Below are 15,851 nucleotides of genomic sequence, written 5' to 3'. Positions count from 1 at the left end.
AAGCGATTAAACAGCCTGACCGTAATCAACAGGGCGGAAAATCAAACCGTCCTGCCTTGAATGATGAAATTCGTGCAAAAGAAGTCCGTCTAGTAGACGAAAATGGCGAGCAAAAAGGGATTGTATCTCTTGCTGACGCTTTGCGTGCTGCAGAAGCAGTAGATCTTGACCTTGTTGAGATTGTTGCTAATGCTGAGCCACCAGTCTGCAAAATCATGGATTTTAACAAGCATTTGTTTGATCTAAAACAAAAGCAAAAAGAAGCGAAGAAAAAACAACATCAAGTACAGGTGAAAGAAATCAAGCTACGCCCTGGTACTGATGTTGGTGACTACAACGTTAAACTACGTGCCATTATCAAGTTCCTTGAAGAAGGCAATAAGGTAAAAATCACGCTTCGTTTCCGTGGTCGTGAAATGGCACACCAACAGTTAGGTTTGGCTCAATTGCAAAAAATTGAAGCTGACGTGGTTGACTATGGTGTTGTTGAACAAACCCCGAAAATGGAAGGCCGTCAAATGGGTATGCTGCTTGGTCCTAAAAAGAAAAAGTAAGTATCCATTAAAAAAGCACTGCATTTGCAGTGCTTTTTTTTGCCTATATTTTGGTTTTTTAATCTCAATGATGTTCAAGGGCACCAATAATTTTTGCTGCGTATTGATTGGAAAATAGAGCAAAATTCATGAATGCGAACTTATGTCTGATGGTATTAAGTAAGTTTCTTTAAGAAAGACAAATTTGATTATATTTTAATTGATATTCAATCGTTGTTTCGATTCAGACGTTTTGAAATGCTTTAATTTAGTTTTAATGTAGGTATAAAGTGAGCAAAGCTTTTTATTGAGCTAACTATGTGAGATCTATTTACATAACACCGGCCGTGAGATGGGGATTTTCAGTACCCTCTAATAGATCTTTATCTTGGTTATATTAGGTCGTATATTCCATGTCATAAAAGCAATCAGAACAAAGTACATTTCATATAAATAGATAGTAATACAGAGTAGGATTATTTTTTGCAAGATACGCCAAAATTTAAAAAGAGTAGATGAACAGCTTGTAAGCCAGACCCACCAAGGATTCATTAAAAACACCTATGGGTAAGATTAAGTTGAGAATAGATAAAAAACGAAACATATAAATTGGAATCGAGACACTATATTCTTGAGATGGCATGATTTTTTATTCTTGTTTGTCATGTTTTGAATCTAACTAATTTTCTTAATATAAAAAAGACCCCGAAGGGTCTTTTTTTTATGAGGGTTTACTCAGCGATATTTTCTTGGACAGGACTTTCTATCAATGCCTTTTTGCCAATTGGAATTTGGCGTGGTAGTTTTTCTTCAGGAATAATACGCTGTAAGTCCACTGTCAATAAACCATTTTCATATAGGGCTTGTTGCACTTCTATATGTTCATCTAAGCGTAAAGACAGTTTAAATGTACGACGAGCAATGCCTTTATGCAGGAATTCCACAGTTGTATCTTGCGCTTCAGTTGGTTTACCTGAAATGCTTAGCACTTGATTTTCTAAGTTTAGCGAAAGTTCATCTTCTGTAAAACCTGCGGTTGCCACCACAATGCGATAGCTATTTTCAGCCGTTTTTTCAATATTGTATGGCGGGTAATTTGGTGTGTCGCTTTGCATGGCATAATCAAATAAATCGTTGAAACGATCAAAACCAATGCTACGACGGAAAAGTGGGTTAAGATTTAAACTACTCATAATTAGAACTCTCTTTAATAAGCAAAGTTGTAACAATAAGAAATGTTCAGTGATGCTTGGCATCCACTGTTCACTAACAAGATCGTTTGATCCTTGTACATGTATCAATATCGGTCTGTGCTGATTTTTTTCAAGGGATTTTTATAAAAAAATTATATTTTTTGAATTTTGTACCTTAAGTGATTTTAAAAGCAAAGTGATAATTCACATTTTAACGTTACTTTGCAGAAAAACTGACAAGCTTTCACTGGATTAAACATGTTATACATAAAGCAAAATGAGATTGCCTTACTGAAAATTAAAAAGGAATATAGATGATTGATCTCTACTATTGGGGTACACCCAATGGACATAAAATTACCATCGCTTTAGAAGAAATGGGTTTGGAATACCAAATTTTTCCGATTAATATCTTGGAAAATGATCAATTTCAGCCAGACTTTTTGAGAATTTCTCCGAACAATAAAATCCCTGCAATCGTGGATCAGAATGGCCCACGAGGAGAGTCGATTTCAGTTTTTGAGTCTGGTGCGATTCTGCAATATCTTGGACGTAAAACAGGTTTGTTTTATCCAGAAGATGAGTTTGAGCGCGTTGAAGTTGAACAATGGTTGATGTGGCAAATGGGTGGTTTTGGGCCCATGTTAGGACAAAATCATCATTTTAGTCGTTTTGCACCTGAACGTATTCCGTATGCAGCTGAACGTTATGTAAATGAATCTAAACGCTTATATAAAGTTTTGAACCATCAGTTGATTGGTCAAAAATTTGTGGCTGGAGAGTATTCGATTGCAGATATGGCTATTCTGCCTTGGGCGCTGCGTCACGAATGGCAGCAAATTCAGTTGGAAGATTATCCATACGTGAAAGACTATATTGATCGACTGACGGCCCGTCCAGCGGTACAAAAAGCCTTAGCAATACACGTTTAAAAAAAAGAGCAGGGAAACATGCTCTTTTTTTTATGAAATGAATAGAAGCTTTTTCCACCAAGGTCTTTGGTTTTCTTTCAGGGTCTTGAGTGAGAAGGGCTGTAAGGCAACAAAGGGGGAGGCTACACCATTTTCGATATAAGGTTTGAACTTGGCACGTAAAAGTGACTGCTCAACCCGCTTATCAATGTGTGTAAGTCCAGAGCTTTTGATTAATTCAGCTTTTTGAACTTCGCCGGTGGCTAAAACATACAATTTAAAACTAAGGTCACGATTTTGATTGCCCAGATCGTCATTGTTGAAGTTAAAGATAGGTCGCTTTTGCCAAATCATTTGATCTTGTGTAATCACGTGTTGTTTGGCAACTTCAGAAGGACTTTGTGCATATAAAGCGGTCAAAATTTGTAATAACACAATAAAACTTAAGCAAAGAGTTTTTTTCATAAAGTGAGTTAAAATTATTCAATATTTGCGTGGCAGATTAGAAGTCTCATGTATAAAAGTAAAGTGCGGAAAGACTCACCTTAAGATTTTAGATAGGACTGAAGAAAATTCTAACGCTGTGTTAGAATGCGGCGCTGCCGAAAAGAACGCGTTGTTGACGGCTTAGTTGGACGATTTTGCGATGAAAGACTTTTTCTTAAATTTTACCCGTATTGTTGAAAATAACCCAAGAATCTATTGGAGTATTATTTTTGGTATTGCAGGCTGCTTAGTGCTATTTGTCGCTGAAATTGTGCATGTTCAAAATATTCTTGCAGATTTACATACCAAAGATCAAAACTTGATGCGAGCTGCGATTGAACCGATTTCTTCACAATATAAATGGTCGAGAATCGTTGTAATTGTTGCAGCAGTGCTTTGGTCAAATTTTGAATATTTGAAGTCGAAGAAAAAATTAGGTCTCTAAGCATTCGTTTCGATGTGGTCGTTTTTAGTTTTATTCTTCGCGGCATTTGGGGCTGCGACCTTACTTCCTTTACAGTCCGAAGCCGTATTGCTCGGCTTGTTGAGCTATGGTCAACATAATCCATGGCTGCTGATTATGGTGGCCAGTATTGGTAATATTCTCGGTTCTTGTGTGAATTGGTGGCTCGGTTTAAAAGTAGAACATTATAAAAATAAAACATGGTTTCCCGTGTCAGAGTCGAAAATGCAGCAGGCACAGGGTATTTATCACAAATATGGCTATTGGTCTTTGCTACTGAGTTGGCTGCCGATTATTGGAGACCCAATTACTTTAATCGCGGGTTTAATGAAAGAAGACTTCTGGCGCTTTGTGTTCATGGTTACCGTGGCGAAAACAGGACGTTATCTCTGTATTTATCTTATATTTTTAGGTTTTTTCTGAGATAAAAAAACAGGGCATTGAAAGATTCAATCCCTGCTTGAAATGTTGCATCTATTATTTATTTACAGCCGTTCACTTTAAACTGAATTTCATCTTTAAAGTTCGACTTTTTGTAGACCCATAGGGTGCTCGCAGTACGTTTAACCGAGATTTGACTATTTCTCAATGCTTCAACGACTTTCTGATCGAGTGCATAAATGCCAGAGCCTTGCTTGATCTTGACCCTTTTCACTTGTCCGTGTTTATCCACTTTAAAGTTAAATTTGACTTTACGATCATGCTGTTTCAACTCATGACTAGTGAGATCTAATTTTGGTTGAGATACATATTGGAATGGCGTTTTCTTATCTGCACTTTGTGCATTCCAAACTTTTGAATCAAAGTTGAAATCACATTCAGGCGTATTGCCTTTAACTCTCAAATTAAACGCTTGATAGCCAATAATGGCTTTGGCTTCACCATTTTCTAAATGTGGTTTGACTTTAGCTTTTTTGACAGCAGAAATTAAGATTCGGTCGAGTTGATCGACACCTGTACTTTCTTCAACACTTGCATCGGTAATTGTACCTTTTGCATTCGCTGTGACACGAATAATGGCTGCGCGATCACGTTGCTTGAGGTCTTCATTGGCATATACTGGTTTTGGAAAAACCGACCAATTTAAACGCGTGGTTAAATGCGCAGGAGCAACTTCAATATTCTGTGCCGGAAGTTGGTGGGTTTTGGTAGAAGCACTAAACGCTGTAGAAAATGGAGCGCAGGCCAAAAGGGTTAAGCACAGATATTGTTTCATAAGTCTATTCTAAGATCACAAAGTGAGTGATGAATGCGTCGATATTGCTGCGCAGTATTTCCTGTATTGGAAATACTGGCAAGGTTTAAATGGAAAATATGCCATTATTTTTTTGACTGATGGGTAATGTCGATCCCAAACAAATCACGTGTTTTTGCCCAACTGATCGCAACTACAGCCATGGTCATACAGCCACCACATAGGAAGATTGGTCTTTGCCGATGAGCTGGATGCTCATGATTCGCGATCCCATGAGGTTTATAGCAGGCATAGTAAATGAAAAAAATGGCGACTTTTATTCATGGTCACTCTAGCAAATGCAGGTAGATATATTTTTATCAAGCTACATTTTATAGGCTAATTTTAATGATTTAATTATTTTCACAATCACTGCTATCGAGACGAATTTGATCTGTAGCTGTCATTTTAAAAAATGGAAACCATGATTTTTTAGATTGAACTGCTGTATGGGAAATGATTTGTTTGATTTGTTCATCGATATATTGATTACCAGAACTTTCTATCAGTGTAATGTCTGGAGTGGTTACTGTATTTTTTTTCATTGTGAATGTTATGGAGATAGACGGACTAGTTTTAGTGAACAGACTTCGATCTAAATAGATAGATTGCAAAGTTCGTTGATATTTAAATGCGGTTTTTGCGCCTTTGTCTTGAGCTTCATAAACATTTGAATGAAGTTCTATTTTGCATTGAGGTGAAATACGACTTGGGGAATCAGTATTTTCTTCAATAGTTTCTAGTTTAATAGGTAGGTCAGCAACAAATGAAGTGGCTTGACCATGCTCTATATAAGGCTTAAATCTTGTATATCTTAAGGATACGCTGATTTTTCGATCCAAAGAATCTAAGCCTGTACTTTTGAGAGTTTCGACTTGAGTCACTTTACCAGTCTCATTTACATATAAACGTACAAGAAATTCACGTGACTTACCTTTTAGATCATTTGCATTAAAGTCAATTCTTGGTGTTCTAAGCCAACTAACATCACTAGATTTTAATTTAACTTCTTTGGGCATGGTGTTTAGGTTAGTATCAGCATAGGAATAGCCACATAAAATACTGCTCAGTAAAATCAATGTTTTAATTTTCATAAAATAAATCTTAAATTATTAAAATAAAGGAGAAAAATAGAGTGTAAATCATCCATAAAAAAAGGGCAAAATGAATATTTGCCCTTAATATGATCGGTAAATTTATTTTTTTAAATTTTCATTACTTTGGGTGATATCTACTTTAAATAAATCATGTGTTTTTGCCCAGCTGATTGCAACAACAGCCATGGTCATACAACCACCAAAAAGTGTCGCCATGATCGTGCCCATGTATTTTGCTGCAAGTCCCGATTCAAAAGCTCCAAGTTCATTACTGCTAGAAACAAACATGCCATTCACCGCAGCAACACGACCCCGCATATTTTCAGGTGGATAAAGTTGCAAAATGGTCTGACGAACCACCACAGACACGCTGTCACATGCCCCGGTCATTGCTAGTGCAAAGAGTGATAACCAAAGATTGCTTGAAAATGCGAATAAAATGGTAAATACACCAAAACCCGCTACAGCCAATAACATATTACGCCATGCATGATGAGTTGGAGGGAATTTGGTCAATGCAATCATAGTGATCAGGGCGCCAATAGACGGTGCTGCCCGTAAGTAGCCTAAACCTTCAGGCCCCACTTTTAAAATATCTTCGGCAAAAATCGGTAAGAGGGCAATCACGCCACCAAAAAGCACAGAAACTAAATCGAGTGAAATCGCCCAAAGGACAATTTTGGTTTTCCAGATAAATCGAAAACCTTCACTTAAACTGTCTTTTAAATTGTCAGATTCAATTTTAGGGAAACTGCGTTTACTGAGCAGATTAATGAGGACGAAGCAGACCGTTAGTAGTGCTGCAACACTGAGCAAACTGGTTTCACGGCCTAAAAATGCCAACATAAAACCGCCAAGCATTGGCCCAATAATCACCCCACTTTGCCAACCAATCGTTGTCCATGTTGCACCATTGGCATAGAGCTCCCGCGGGATTAAAAAAGGTTTAAGCGACGTTGCCGAGGGATTATAGAAACCACGGATCGTTCCAAGCCCAAAAATGACCGCATAAATACCCCAAGACAGTTGGGTGACATCAATTTGGCCGAGACCGTATTGGTGAAATAACCCCCAAAGAATCAGTGGCATCGGTACAGAAAAAAACAGACAAATTTTCATAATGGTCTGTTTATTGAAACGATCTGCAAAGTATCCTCCCCACAAAGAGAGAGCAATAAAAGGAATTGCTTCGGCTAAACCAATTAAGCCCAGTGTTAGCGGGTCTTTAGTGATTTGATACAGTGAGTAAGCAACAATAATTTCTTGAATCAAAATGGCTAAGGTCAGACAAAATTGATTAAGCGTAACAATCGAGAAATCCCGATAACGTAGGGCTGCAAAAGCATCCTGTGCAGGTTTCATAATGGACATTAATAGTTGGCGTGCCGACATTATATAAGCCTTATTGGGCATCGCTTATAAAATCATCGGAAAATCTATATCAGAAAATTAATTAAGTTCGATATTCGGTAGAAAGATTCGCTTTTGTTTTGAGCAGAGATGCTTTAGAATACTCGCTCCCTTACCTGCAGGGCGTCTTTGCAATGGTGCAGACGTGCCGAACAGGTGTTCAAAAGAGGTTCTTATGCCTAAGATGAAAACTCGCCGTGGTGCAGCTAAACGCTTCAAGCCAACTGCAAACGGTTTTAAACGTCACCAAGCGTTCAAACGACACATTTTGACCAAAAAATCTGCTAAGCGTATCCGTCAATTACGCGGCTGTGTAATGGTTCACGTAAGTGACGTTGCTTCAGTTCGCCGTATGTGCCCATACATCTAAGGAGATTATAAATGGCTCGTGTTAAACGTGGTGTACAGGCTCATCGCCGTCATAAAAAAATTCTTGCTCGTGCTAAAGGTTACTACGGCGCTCGTTCACGCGTATATCGCGTAGCGTTCCAAGCAGTAATCAAAGCAGGTCAATATGCTTACCGTGACCGTCGTCAAAAGAAACGTCAATTCCGTGCTCTATGGATTGCGCGTATCAATGCTGGTGCTCGTCAAAATGGTTTGTCGTACAGCCGTATGATCGCTGGCTTGAAAAAAGCTCAAGTGATTATCGACCGTCGCGTACTTGCTGACATCGCTATGCATGACGCAGTTGCGTTTGCTGCTTTAGCTTCTAAAGCTAAAGATGCATTAGCTGCATAAGTCTTTATGACTTAAAAAAAGACCGCTTTTAGCGGTCTTTTTTTATGGACGAAGTTGATTAGACATCTTATTTTTTCGACCATATGGCTAAAAACACAATGATGCCAATTGTGATTGCGGCAAATTTTATAAACTCAAATTGTTTAAAAAGTAAATAAAAGCCATAAAGTAAAGCGAATAGCATGGCAAAAATTAAAACTAAAGAAAAAAATACAACCCATGGTTTTTCAGGCTCTTTATCTGTTGAAGTGTTGGTGGCGGAAAGAGCTTGATCAGATGTTGACTTGAAATAATTAACTTTGGGGTATTTTTTCTGTAGTTTTTTGAGTAAAGCTTTCTCTTCATCATTGACTAAACTTTCGCGGTTGAAATGATTGGCTGTATAGCACGTGACATCTACAAGGTGTTCTGACAGTTTGTACTCATAATCTAATAGTTGTGCATATTCTTCGGTTGTAAATAAATGGATCGGTGAGCTTTCGTTTTTTACATGTTTTAAATTTTGGATAGCAGCTTCGATTGAATTGAGCATTTCAAGCAGACTTAATCCAACTTGAGGTGAAGCTTGATGATTCTCCAAAAGAAGAGGGAGTGAATCATCCTGAAGGTCATAATAATACAAATTATGGATTAGTTTAAATTGAGGCTGAATGTGGGTAGAAAACGGATGTTCAAATAAATCCAGTTGAATGCTATTTACTAAACTGCTCCAACTCGATTTTTTATCAAAGCAAAAGCATTCGTTCCGCTGTTGTTGATTGAGCTCAATCAATGTAAACAGCCCGAATGCGTCATGAAATTGTGTGGAACTTGCACCCCAAAACTCCCGAGGATCACCAATAGGGCTGATATCTAAAATTTTCGTTTCAGATTGGATTTGAACCAGTGCAAAGGCTTGATTTAAATTGTTGTGGAAAACAGCAAGAGGGTAGTTGGTTTTTACAAAGTCAAAATGAGGATGTTGATTAAGTTTTGCATGCTCAAAAAGAAGATCAAATGGATAAAGTGAGCATGTTCTAATCCGCTTTTCAGCCATATACATGATCAAATGATCCACTGAGTCATGTAGTAATGCGTTGGTTTTAAAATCGCGAATCAAGAAAATGTTGCAAGCTTGGCCGCACCATGGGTGCAAAATCTCGTCATAGTAAATCTTCTGGTCAAAAAAGCGTTGAGCGTTATATTGCAAACCCAGAATAAATTGCTCGTAATGATCTAGCATAATGAATCATTTTTTTATTTTTCAATTGTAAGTTATCTTAGCTTGAATTTGATTCAAAAGGTAACGGCCTGGTGCGCAAACAGTATCACTTCCGCCAAGTAGGTGATGATACGTATATTTGGGATGTACATCGTTTAGTAAAACTCAGTCAAAATTTTAAGATTCAGCAAATCCCTGTAAATGACATTCAAGAGTTAAATGAAGCATATTGGTTTCCAAAATCTGTACCGACCACACAGCAAATTATTGAACATCTGCAATTGGTAAATGATGCAGACTTAAGTTATCCCATTATTTTATGTGCCAGTGGTCGAGTGATGGATGGGATGCATCGAGTCGCGAAAGCCTGCATTTCTAATCAGTCACATATATTAGCCGTTCAATTTGAACAAACCCCAAAGCCTGATTTTATCAATATCGATGCAGATCTTTTGGATTATCGTAAAGAATAAAAGTTAACCTACAGATCCAATGCTGTTATCTTGGAGTAGATTCACCAGACTCAAGTAGATCATCATGGCAATGAAAAGAATAAATGTAGTCGGTACATCGGCCACTGGAAAATCAACCTTTTCCAGAGCTTTGGCGGAAAAATTAAGGTTACATTATATTGAACTGGATAACCTATTTTGGCTGGATGATTGGCAGGAGTGTCCTGACGAAATCTTTTTTGCACGTATCGAAGCTGAAATTGCCAAAGCGAAAAATGGTTATGTTATTGATGGCAACTATACTCGGGCGATTCCGGTGAAATGGTCTGAAATAGATACAGTGATATGGCTCGATCTACCATTTCCAGTCAATTTATACCGCTCTGTAAAGCGCGCGATTTCTCGGGCTAAGTCCAAACAAGATCTTTGGCCGGATTCAAATAATCAGGAAAGTTTGTGGCGAATGTTTGGTCGAGATTCAATCGTTTGGTGGATGATTAAAACCCATAAAAAAAATCGTGAAAAATATCTACAGATGATGACTGCACCTGAATATCAACATATTCAATGGATTCGATTAGAGACACCAACTGCAGTTGATGCGTTTTTAGAACAATTGGGCTCTTATGTTTTTGATGTTTAAGTTTTATATTGCAAAAATAAAAAGTGCAGCCAAGTTACAGAAATAATCTTTATACCAAGCTTTGCGCCATGCCTAATGTATGGATAGAAAAAAACAAAAGGAAAATAAAATGTTGGCTGAAATTGTTGGAATGGGTCAAGGCAACATCACAGTAGAACTCGAAATGATTCCCCGCAAAGGTGAGGCGGTCAAAATCATGTATGGTGCAGATGCCGAGCTTGAGGGGGAAGTAGTCTCTATCAGTCATTATATTAATCAACATGCCGATCAACATCGCGTTCGATTAGAAATTCGTCCGTTTAATTATTTAACTACCTCATAATTTTGAGGTCTTTCATATATAAGCATGTTCATAAAAAAGCCCTTCCATGAGAAGGGCTTTTTAGTATTGATCACATTTATACAGTTAAAGTCCGAAGTAATAAGCCAATAAGCAAATCACTACCGTAATAATAATTAAAGTAATCACTCCACCTGCACCGGGTTTATGGGTTGGATTTGGCGTGTGTGCATGTTGAGGATTTGATTTTCTTTGTTCAGTTTTAAAACCATCCAGAGGAGAGCTTTCAACCACAGGAGTTAAGCGTGCAGTTTTATAGTGATTGGCGACTTTCACAATAAATTTTGCCGTTAAATCTTCAGTTTTTTGAGCAAAATGTCGCAAATTTAACTGTTCTTCAGGTGTATAGATGCTGCCATCTGCGTGATAGGGATGCTGAATTTTAGACTGAATATGGCGGTTTAATGCTTCTAGGCGATGTAAGCTGTCATGTGCGAAATCCGCTTGTGCATCCGTTGGCAAGAGTGCAAGTTTTGCGGATTCATTCGATTCGCTGCTTAGATCAGGCTGCGTACCATAATAAGGTGTGCCTAACACCTCCGGCTCAATAAAACCTTCCGCCGGTTTTTGCAAAAATAATTCTGCTTCAGTGAAGTTATGAATATCATCCCATTTTGGTAACTGCATATCCGCTTCGATGCGTTTAATGAGTTTATGGTTCAGCTCATAGCGCCAAAAAGTTTCGCGACGTATTTGTAGTTGTTGGGATACAGGTGCTTCATAGTCATTTTCTGCGTTATACCACTCGGCAAGTTCTTTACCAAAAATCCATGCCTGCTTTTTATTTTTTTCGTGGCTTACAATAAAATGGGCAAAGGGAAGAAGTTCAACGTTAGCATTCGGATTTTGTTCATCATTCAGCAAGCTGGAGCTATGTAAACTTAAGCGTTGTACCCCTTGTTTTTTTAAGCCTTCTAGCCAAATTTGGAAATGTTGAGCCAATAAATGCTGTGATAGCAAATCACGAAAATGGAAACTGTGCTGATCAAAAATGTGGTGATTCAACCAACGTTGAAAACTCAAACCTTGGTTGAGAAATTCATTGCCATAAGTGACGAGTGTGAGCTGTTGTTTCCAGATTGGATCGAGTGCCATAAAGATTGGATCCCATTGATATTGTGTTTATCTTATACTTTTTTTAAAACTTGATGCTAATGCAATTTTAACTTGTGAATGCGCTTCATCATAACGGCTAAAAACTGTTAGAATAAGGGGTTTATATTATTTTTTTAAATTGTTGCTTTGAGAGTTACTATGTCACTGGAAGCCCTGACCACTGAAGCGCTCGCTGCGATTGCAGCAGCAGAGGACCTTGCTACACTCGACCAAGTGCGAGTGCAATTTACAGGGAAGAAAAGCCAGCTCGCGGAACAATCGAAGTCGCTCGGTAAAATGGGCCCAGAAGAACGGAAAGTTTTTGGTGCTCAAATTCATGCCGTTCGTGAATCGATTACTGGCGCACTGACTGCTCGTCAAGCTGAATTACAAAAAGCTGCATTAGAACAAAAGCTTGCTAGCGAAACGATTGATATTACTTTACCCGGCCGTGGTCAAACGGTGGGTAGCATTCACCCTGTGACTCAAGTTCAAGAACGTATTTGCCAATTCTTTACCAAAGCTGGCTTTACTGTTGCGACTGGTCCAGAAGTTGAAGATGATTATCACAACTTTGAAGCATTGAACATTCCGGGTCATCACCCTGCACGTGCGATGCACGACACTTTCTATTTTGATGCGAATCATTTACTTCGTACGCATACCTCAGGCGTGCAAATTCGTACGATGGAAAATCAGCAGCCTCCAATCCGTATTGTGTGTCCTGGTCGTGTTTATCGCTGTGACTCGGACCAAACGCATTCTCCAATGTTCCATCAAATCGAAGGTCTGTATGTGGCTGAAAACACTAGCTTTGCAGAACTTAAAGGTTTGTTAGTGAACTTGCTAAATGAATTCTTTGAAAAAGATTTGAAAGTACGTTTCCGTCCATCTTATTTCCCATTTACAGAGCCAAGTGCGGAAGTGGATATCATGGATGAACGTGGTAAATGGTTGGAAGTTTTGGGCTGCGGTATGGTGCATCCAAACGTTTTACAAGCCGCTGGCATTGACCCAGAAAAATACAAAGGCTTTGCCTTTGGTTTAGGTGTAGAACGTTTTGCAATGTTGCGTTATGGCATTAATGACCTACGTATGTTCTACCAAAATGATGTGCGTTTCTTACGCCAATTTGCTTAAACAGTTTTATACCTCTCCCTAACCTCTCCTGAAAGGAGAGGGGTTGTCCATCATGACTTAGGGTTCGTCTTCTTTCTCTAAAGGGGCGCTAGAGGGGATTAGAAATTTAGATATATAGGTTTTTATAAATGAAAATTAGCGAAAATTGGTTGCGTACATGGGTTAACCCAGCCATTGATAGCGATACACTTTCTGACCAACTGACCATGTTAGGTTTAGAAGTTGATGATTTATCTCCTGCTGCAAAACCATTTACTGGTGTAGTAGTCGGTGAAGTTTTAACAGTAGTTCAACATCCCGATGCTGACCGTTTACGTGTCACTACTGTAAACATCGGTTCAGGCGAGCCGTTACAAATCGTTTGTGGAGCTCCAAACGTACGTGTAGGCATGAAAGCTCCTGTAGCAACCATTGGTGCAGTACTTCCGGGCGATTTCAAAATTAAAAAAGGCAAGCTTCGTGGTGTTGAATCACAAGGCATGCTGTGCGGTGCGTCTGAAATTGATCTTGAAGATAAAATCGACGGTCTATTAGAGCTTCCTGCCGATGCACCTGTTGGTGTAAATGTGCGTGAATATTTAGATCTTGATGACAATGTGATTGATATCAGCATCACGCCAAACCGTGGTGACTGCTTCAGTATTCGTGGTATTGCACGTGAAATTGGTGTGATTAATCAACTCCCTGTGACTGCCCCTGAAATTAAAGAAGTTGCTGCAACAATTACTGATGAGAAGAAAGTTGTTGTTGAAACTGATGGTTGCCCACGTTACTTAGGTCGAGTGATCAAAAACGTCAATACCAAAGCACCAACTCCTGAGTGGATGGAGCGTGCATTAGCTCGTGCAGGCATCCGTCAGCACAGTATTTTGGTCGATATTACCAACTACGTTTTAATGGAATTGGGTCAACCTTTACATGCATTCGATGGCGGTAAAGTTGAAGGGGCAGTTCGTGTACGCCAAGCAACAGCAGCAGAAAAGTTAACGTTGTTGAATGAACAAGAAGTTAAATTATCTGAAAACGTGATGGTGATTGCGGATGATCAAAAAGCCTTGGCGATTGCAGGGATCATGGGCGGTCTAAGTTCAGCCGTTTCTGACGATACCACTGAAATTTTCCTTGAGTCGGCGTTCTTTGATCAACTCTATATCGCAGGTCGTGCACGTAGTTTTGGTTTGCATACCGATGCATCTCAGCGTTATGAACGCGGTGTAGACTTTGAATTGCCGATGACTGCAATGCATCGTGCTTCTCAGCTTATTGCTGATTTAGCTGGTGGTGAGTTTGGTCCAATTACTGTTGCTGAAAAAGTAGAGTTATTACCAAAACGTGAAGCCATTGAACTGAACCAAGCGCAAGTTGATCAACTGCTCGGTTATAAAGTTGAATCTGCATTTATTACGGATGCTTTAACGCGTTTGGGTTGCAATGTCACTGTGAAAGCAGAAGGTGAGTGGACTGTTTTACCACCATCACATCGTTTTGACATGGCGATTTATCAAGACCTCATCGAAGAAGTAGCACGTATTCACGGTTACGACAATATTCAAATTAGCTTGCCGGTGATTGATGTCAAACTAGCGAAATACCAAGACCAATTTGAATTGGTTCAGTTACGTCAAACTGCAGTGGCTTTGGGTTATCAAGAAGCGATTAGCTTTAGCTTTGCTGATGCGAAACTTGAGAAACAATTGAATCCACAGGTTCAACCACTAGCGCTTGCAAACCCGATTTCTAGTGATCTTGCAGTGATGCGTTCAACCTTATTATCAAGTTTGATTCCATGTGTGCAATACAACGTGAACCGTCAGCAAAATCGTGTTCGTTTCTATGAGCTTGGTCTACGTTTTGATTATCAAGGTGCGAACAGCATTCATGATCTCAAACAGATACCAACCTTTGCACTAGTTGCAACAGGTTCGCGTACGACTGAATCTTGGCATGGTAAAGCACAGCCAATGGATTTCTTTGACTTTAAAGGCGATGTAGAAGAGATTTTAAATTCTGCACGTTTAAATGTTGAATATGTACGTTCAGAGCGTACGTGGTTGCATCCAGGTCAATCTGCTGAAATCTTAGTCAATGGTCAATCAATTGGTTACTTCGGTCGTTTACACCCATCTTTAGAAGATGAGTTGGATTTGGCAACAACTTGGGTAGCTGAGTTGGATCAATCGGCTGTTTTGCAAACTTATGTATCTAATTTTACAGAATTATCACGTTTTCCGTCGGTTCGACGTGATATTGCGCTTTTAATTAGTGATAAGATTAATGTTAGTGAAATTCAGCAACTTATCGAAAAAACCGGCGGTGAGCTTTTAGACGCAGTTTGGTTATTCGATGTGTACACTGGTCAAGGTGTCGAAGAAGGCAAGCGCTCATTGGCATTTGCAATTCAATGGCAACATCCAACACGTACATTAGAAGATGCTGAAATCAAAACCGGTATGGATAACATACTTCAGGTGTTGGAAAACACTTACCAGGCGACATTGAGGGCTTCATGACAGCATTAACAAAAGCAGAAATGGCTGATCATTTAAGTGAGCTCACGAGTTTAAACCGTCGTGAAGCAAAACAAATGGTCGAGTTATTCTTCGATGAGATTAGCCAAGCGCTAATCTCTGGGGAACAAGTTAAACTCTCTGGTTTCGGTAACTTCGAGTTGCGTGATAAACGTCAACGCCCAGGCCGTAACCCGAAAACGGGTGAAGAAATTCCGATTTCTGCCCGTCGTGTAGTGACCTTCCGTGCGGGACAAAAATTCCGTCAACGTGTTGGAAATGAGCAGATCGATTGATCTGCTTTTTTTTGCCTTTGATTTAGGAGGTGCAGTGTTCATCATCTATCGCACAAGTCATGTTGAAGAATATTCGTTTTAAAATGAGACGATATAGTTGAGTTGAGTT

General features: G+C 39.1%; 19 protein-coding genes. 12 read left to right on the top strand and 7 right to left on the bottom strand.

Annotated features, from left to right (window positions below):
* Positions 1–5: 5 nt before the first annotated feature.
* A complete protein-coding gene (gene infC / locus FTT94_RS05185) occupies positions 6–554 on the top strand; it encodes a translation initiation factor IF-3 (RefSeq protein WP_078192643.1) in 549 nt (182 codons plus the stop codon).
* A gap of 710 nt (positions 555–1,264) precedes the next feature.
* Here infC and FTT94_RS05180 read toward each other — a convergent pair.
* Complete coding sequence (locus FTT94_RS05180; RefSeq protein ID WP_078192642.1) at positions 1,265–1,726, bottom strand: Hsp20 family protein; 462 nt, start codon at positions 1,724–1,726, stop codon at positions 1,265–1,267.
* Positions 1,727–2,040: 314 nt separating this feature from the next.
* Here FTT94_RS05180 and FTT94_RS05175 point away from each other — a divergent pair, with 314 nt between their 5' ends.
* Positions 2,041–2,658 (top strand): glutathione S-transferase N-terminal domain-containing protein, encoded by a 618-nt coding sequence (locus FTT94_RS05175; RefSeq protein ID WP_180170338.1) that lies wholly within the window; start codon positions 2,041–2,043, stop codon positions 2,656–2,658.
* A gap of 30 nt (positions 2,659–2,688) precedes the next feature.
* Here FTT94_RS05175 and FTT94_RS05170 read toward each other — a convergent pair whose 3' ends face one another.
* The gene (locus FTT94_RS05170; RefSeq protein ID WP_180170337.1) at positions 2,689–3,102 is read right to left on the bottom strand and encodes an energy transducer TonB; all 414 of its coding nucleotides are present in this window, start codon (positions 3,100–3,102) and stop codon (positions 2,689–2,691) included.
* A gap of 181 nt (positions 3,103–3,283) precedes the next feature.
* Here FTT94_RS05170 and FTT94_RS05165 point away from each other — a divergent pair, with 181 nt between their 5' ends.
* Together FTT94_RS05165 and FTT94_RS05160 are read left to right on the top strand one after the other, a co-directional pair.
* Positions 3,284–3,568, top strand: coding sequence for a hypothetical protein (locus tag FTT94_RS05165; protein WP_078192639.1), 285 nt, complete (start codon positions 3,284–3,286; stop codon positions 3,566–3,568).
* Between the two features lie 12 nt (positions 3,569–3,580).
* Positions 3,581–4,009 carry a YqaA family protein gene (locus FTT94_RS05160; protein WP_180164422.1) on the top strand — a complete coding sequence of 143 codons (429 nt, stop codon included), beginning with the start codon at positions 3,581–3,583 and terminating at the stop codon, positions 4,007–4,009.
* A gap of 58 nt (positions 4,010–4,067) precedes the next feature.
* Here FTT94_RS05160 and FTT94_RS05155 read toward each other — a convergent pair whose 3' ends face one another.
* The 3 genes from FTT94_RS05155 to FTT94_RS05145 all read right to left on the bottom strand — a co-directional run bounded on the left by FTT94_RS05155 (position 4,068) and on the right by FTT94_RS05145 (position 7,279).
* Entirely contained in the window at positions 4,068–4,802 is a 735-nt protein-coding gene (locus FTT94_RS05155) for an energy transducer TonB (protein WP_180170336.1), read from the bottom strand.
* Positions 4,803–5,173: 371 nt separating this feature from the next.
* Entirely contained in the window at positions 5,174–5,914 is a 741-nt protein-coding gene (locus FTT94_RS05150; RefSeq protein ID WP_180170335.1) for an energy transducer TonB, read from the bottom strand.
* Positions 5,915–6,016: 102 nt separating this feature from the next.
* On the bottom strand, positions 6,017–7,279 hold the full coding sequence (locus FTT94_RS05145; RefSeq protein WP_180170361.1) for an MFS transporter: 1,263 nt from the start codon (positions 7,277–7,279) through the stop codon (positions 6,017–6,019).
* Positions 7,280–7,502: 223 nt separating this feature from the next.
* On the opposite strand from FTT94_RS05145, the gene rpmI reads away from it, so the two are divergent.
* Both rpmI and rplT read left to right on the top strand, forming a co-directional pair.
* Complete coding sequence (gene rpmI, locus FTT94_RS05140; RefSeq protein ID WP_065994397.1) at positions 7,503–7,697, top strand: 50S ribosomal protein L35; 195 nt, start codon at positions 7,503–7,505, stop codon at positions 7,695–7,697.
* An 11-nt stretch (positions 7,698–7,708) separates the two neighbouring features.
* Positions 7,709–8,068 carry a 50S ribosomal protein L20 gene (gene rplT / locus FTT94_RS05135; protein ID WP_004647525.1) on the top strand — a complete coding sequence of 120 codons (360 nt, stop codon included), beginning with the start codon at positions 7,709–7,711 and terminating at the stop codon, positions 8,066–8,068.
* 67 nt (positions 8,069–8,135) lie between these two features.
* Here the strand turns inward: rplT and FTT94_RS05130 are convergent, their stop codons facing one another.
* Complete coding sequence (locus FTT94_RS05130; protein WP_180170334.1) at positions 8,136–9,110, bottom strand: hypothetical protein; 975 nt, start codon at positions 9,108–9,110, stop codon at positions 8,136–8,138.
* A gap of 251 nt (positions 9,111–9,361) precedes the next feature.
* Between FTT94_RS05130 and FTT94_RS05125 the strand changes: the two genes are divergently transcribed.
* The 3 genes from FTT94_RS05125 (at position 9,362) to FTT94_RS05115 (ending at position 10,686) form a co-directional block, all read left to right on the top strand.
* Positions 9,362–9,742 carry a hypothetical protein gene (locus FTT94_RS05125; RefSeq protein WP_180124069.1) on the top strand — a complete coding sequence of 127 codons (381 nt, stop codon included), beginning with the start codon at positions 9,362–9,364 and terminating at the stop codon, positions 9,740–9,742.
* Positions 9,743–9,812: 70 nt separating this feature from the next.
* Positions 9,813–10,364 (top strand): AAA family ATPase, encoded by a 552-nt coding sequence (locus tag FTT94_RS05120; protein WP_180007236.1) that lies wholly within the window; start codon positions 9,813–9,815, stop codon positions 10,362–10,364.
* A gap of 109 nt (positions 10,365–10,473) precedes the next feature.
* Entirely contained in the window at positions 10,474–10,686 is a 213-nt protein-coding gene (locus FTT94_RS05115) for a hypothetical protein (protein WP_180007268.1), read from the top strand.
* Between the two features lie 84 nt (positions 10,687–10,770).
* Here the strand turns inward: FTT94_RS05115 and FTT94_RS05110 are convergent, their stop codons facing one another.
* Entirely contained in the window at positions 10,771–11,799 is a 1,029-nt protein-coding gene (locus tag FTT94_RS05110) for a hypothetical protein (protein ID WP_180170333.1), read from the bottom strand.
* Positions 11,800–11,958: 159 nt separating this feature from the next.
* Here FTT94_RS05110 and pheS point away from each other — a divergent pair, with 159 nt between their 5' ends.
* The 3 genes from pheS to FTT94_RS05095 all read left to right on the top strand — a co-directional run bounded on the left by pheS (position 11,959) and on the right by FTT94_RS05095 (position 15,742).
* Positions 11,959–12,939, top strand: coding sequence for a phenylalanine--tRNA ligase subunit alpha (gene pheS / locus FTT94_RS05105; protein WP_180170332.1), 981 nt, complete (start codon positions 11,959–11,961; stop codon positions 12,937–12,939).
* A gap of 128 nt (positions 12,940–13,067) precedes the next feature.
* On the top strand, positions 13,068–15,449 hold the full coding sequence (gene pheT / locus FTT94_RS05100; RefSeq protein ID WP_180020962.1) for a phenylalanine--tRNA ligase subunit beta: 2,382 nt from the start codon (positions 13,068–13,070) through the stop codon (positions 15,447–15,449).
* Positions 15,446–15,742: an integration host factor subunit alpha gene (locus tag FTT94_RS05095; protein WP_004649746.1), complete on the top strand. Its 297-nt coding sequence runs from the start codon at positions 15,446–15,448 to the stop codon at positions 15,740–15,742. Before pheT ends, FTT94_RS05095 begins: the two co-directional genes overlap by 4 nt.
* Positions 15,743–15,851 lie beyond the last annotated feature (109 nt).

Source organism: Acinetobacter sp. YH12027 (assembly GCF_013420085.1).
Classification (GTDB): domain Bacteria; phylum Pseudomonadota; class Gammaproteobacteria; order Pseudomonadales; family Moraxellaceae; genus Acinetobacter; species Acinetobacter amyesii.
Note: the sequence above shows the minus strand (reverse complement) of the source record. Positions and strands in the feature narration are given on the sequence as shown.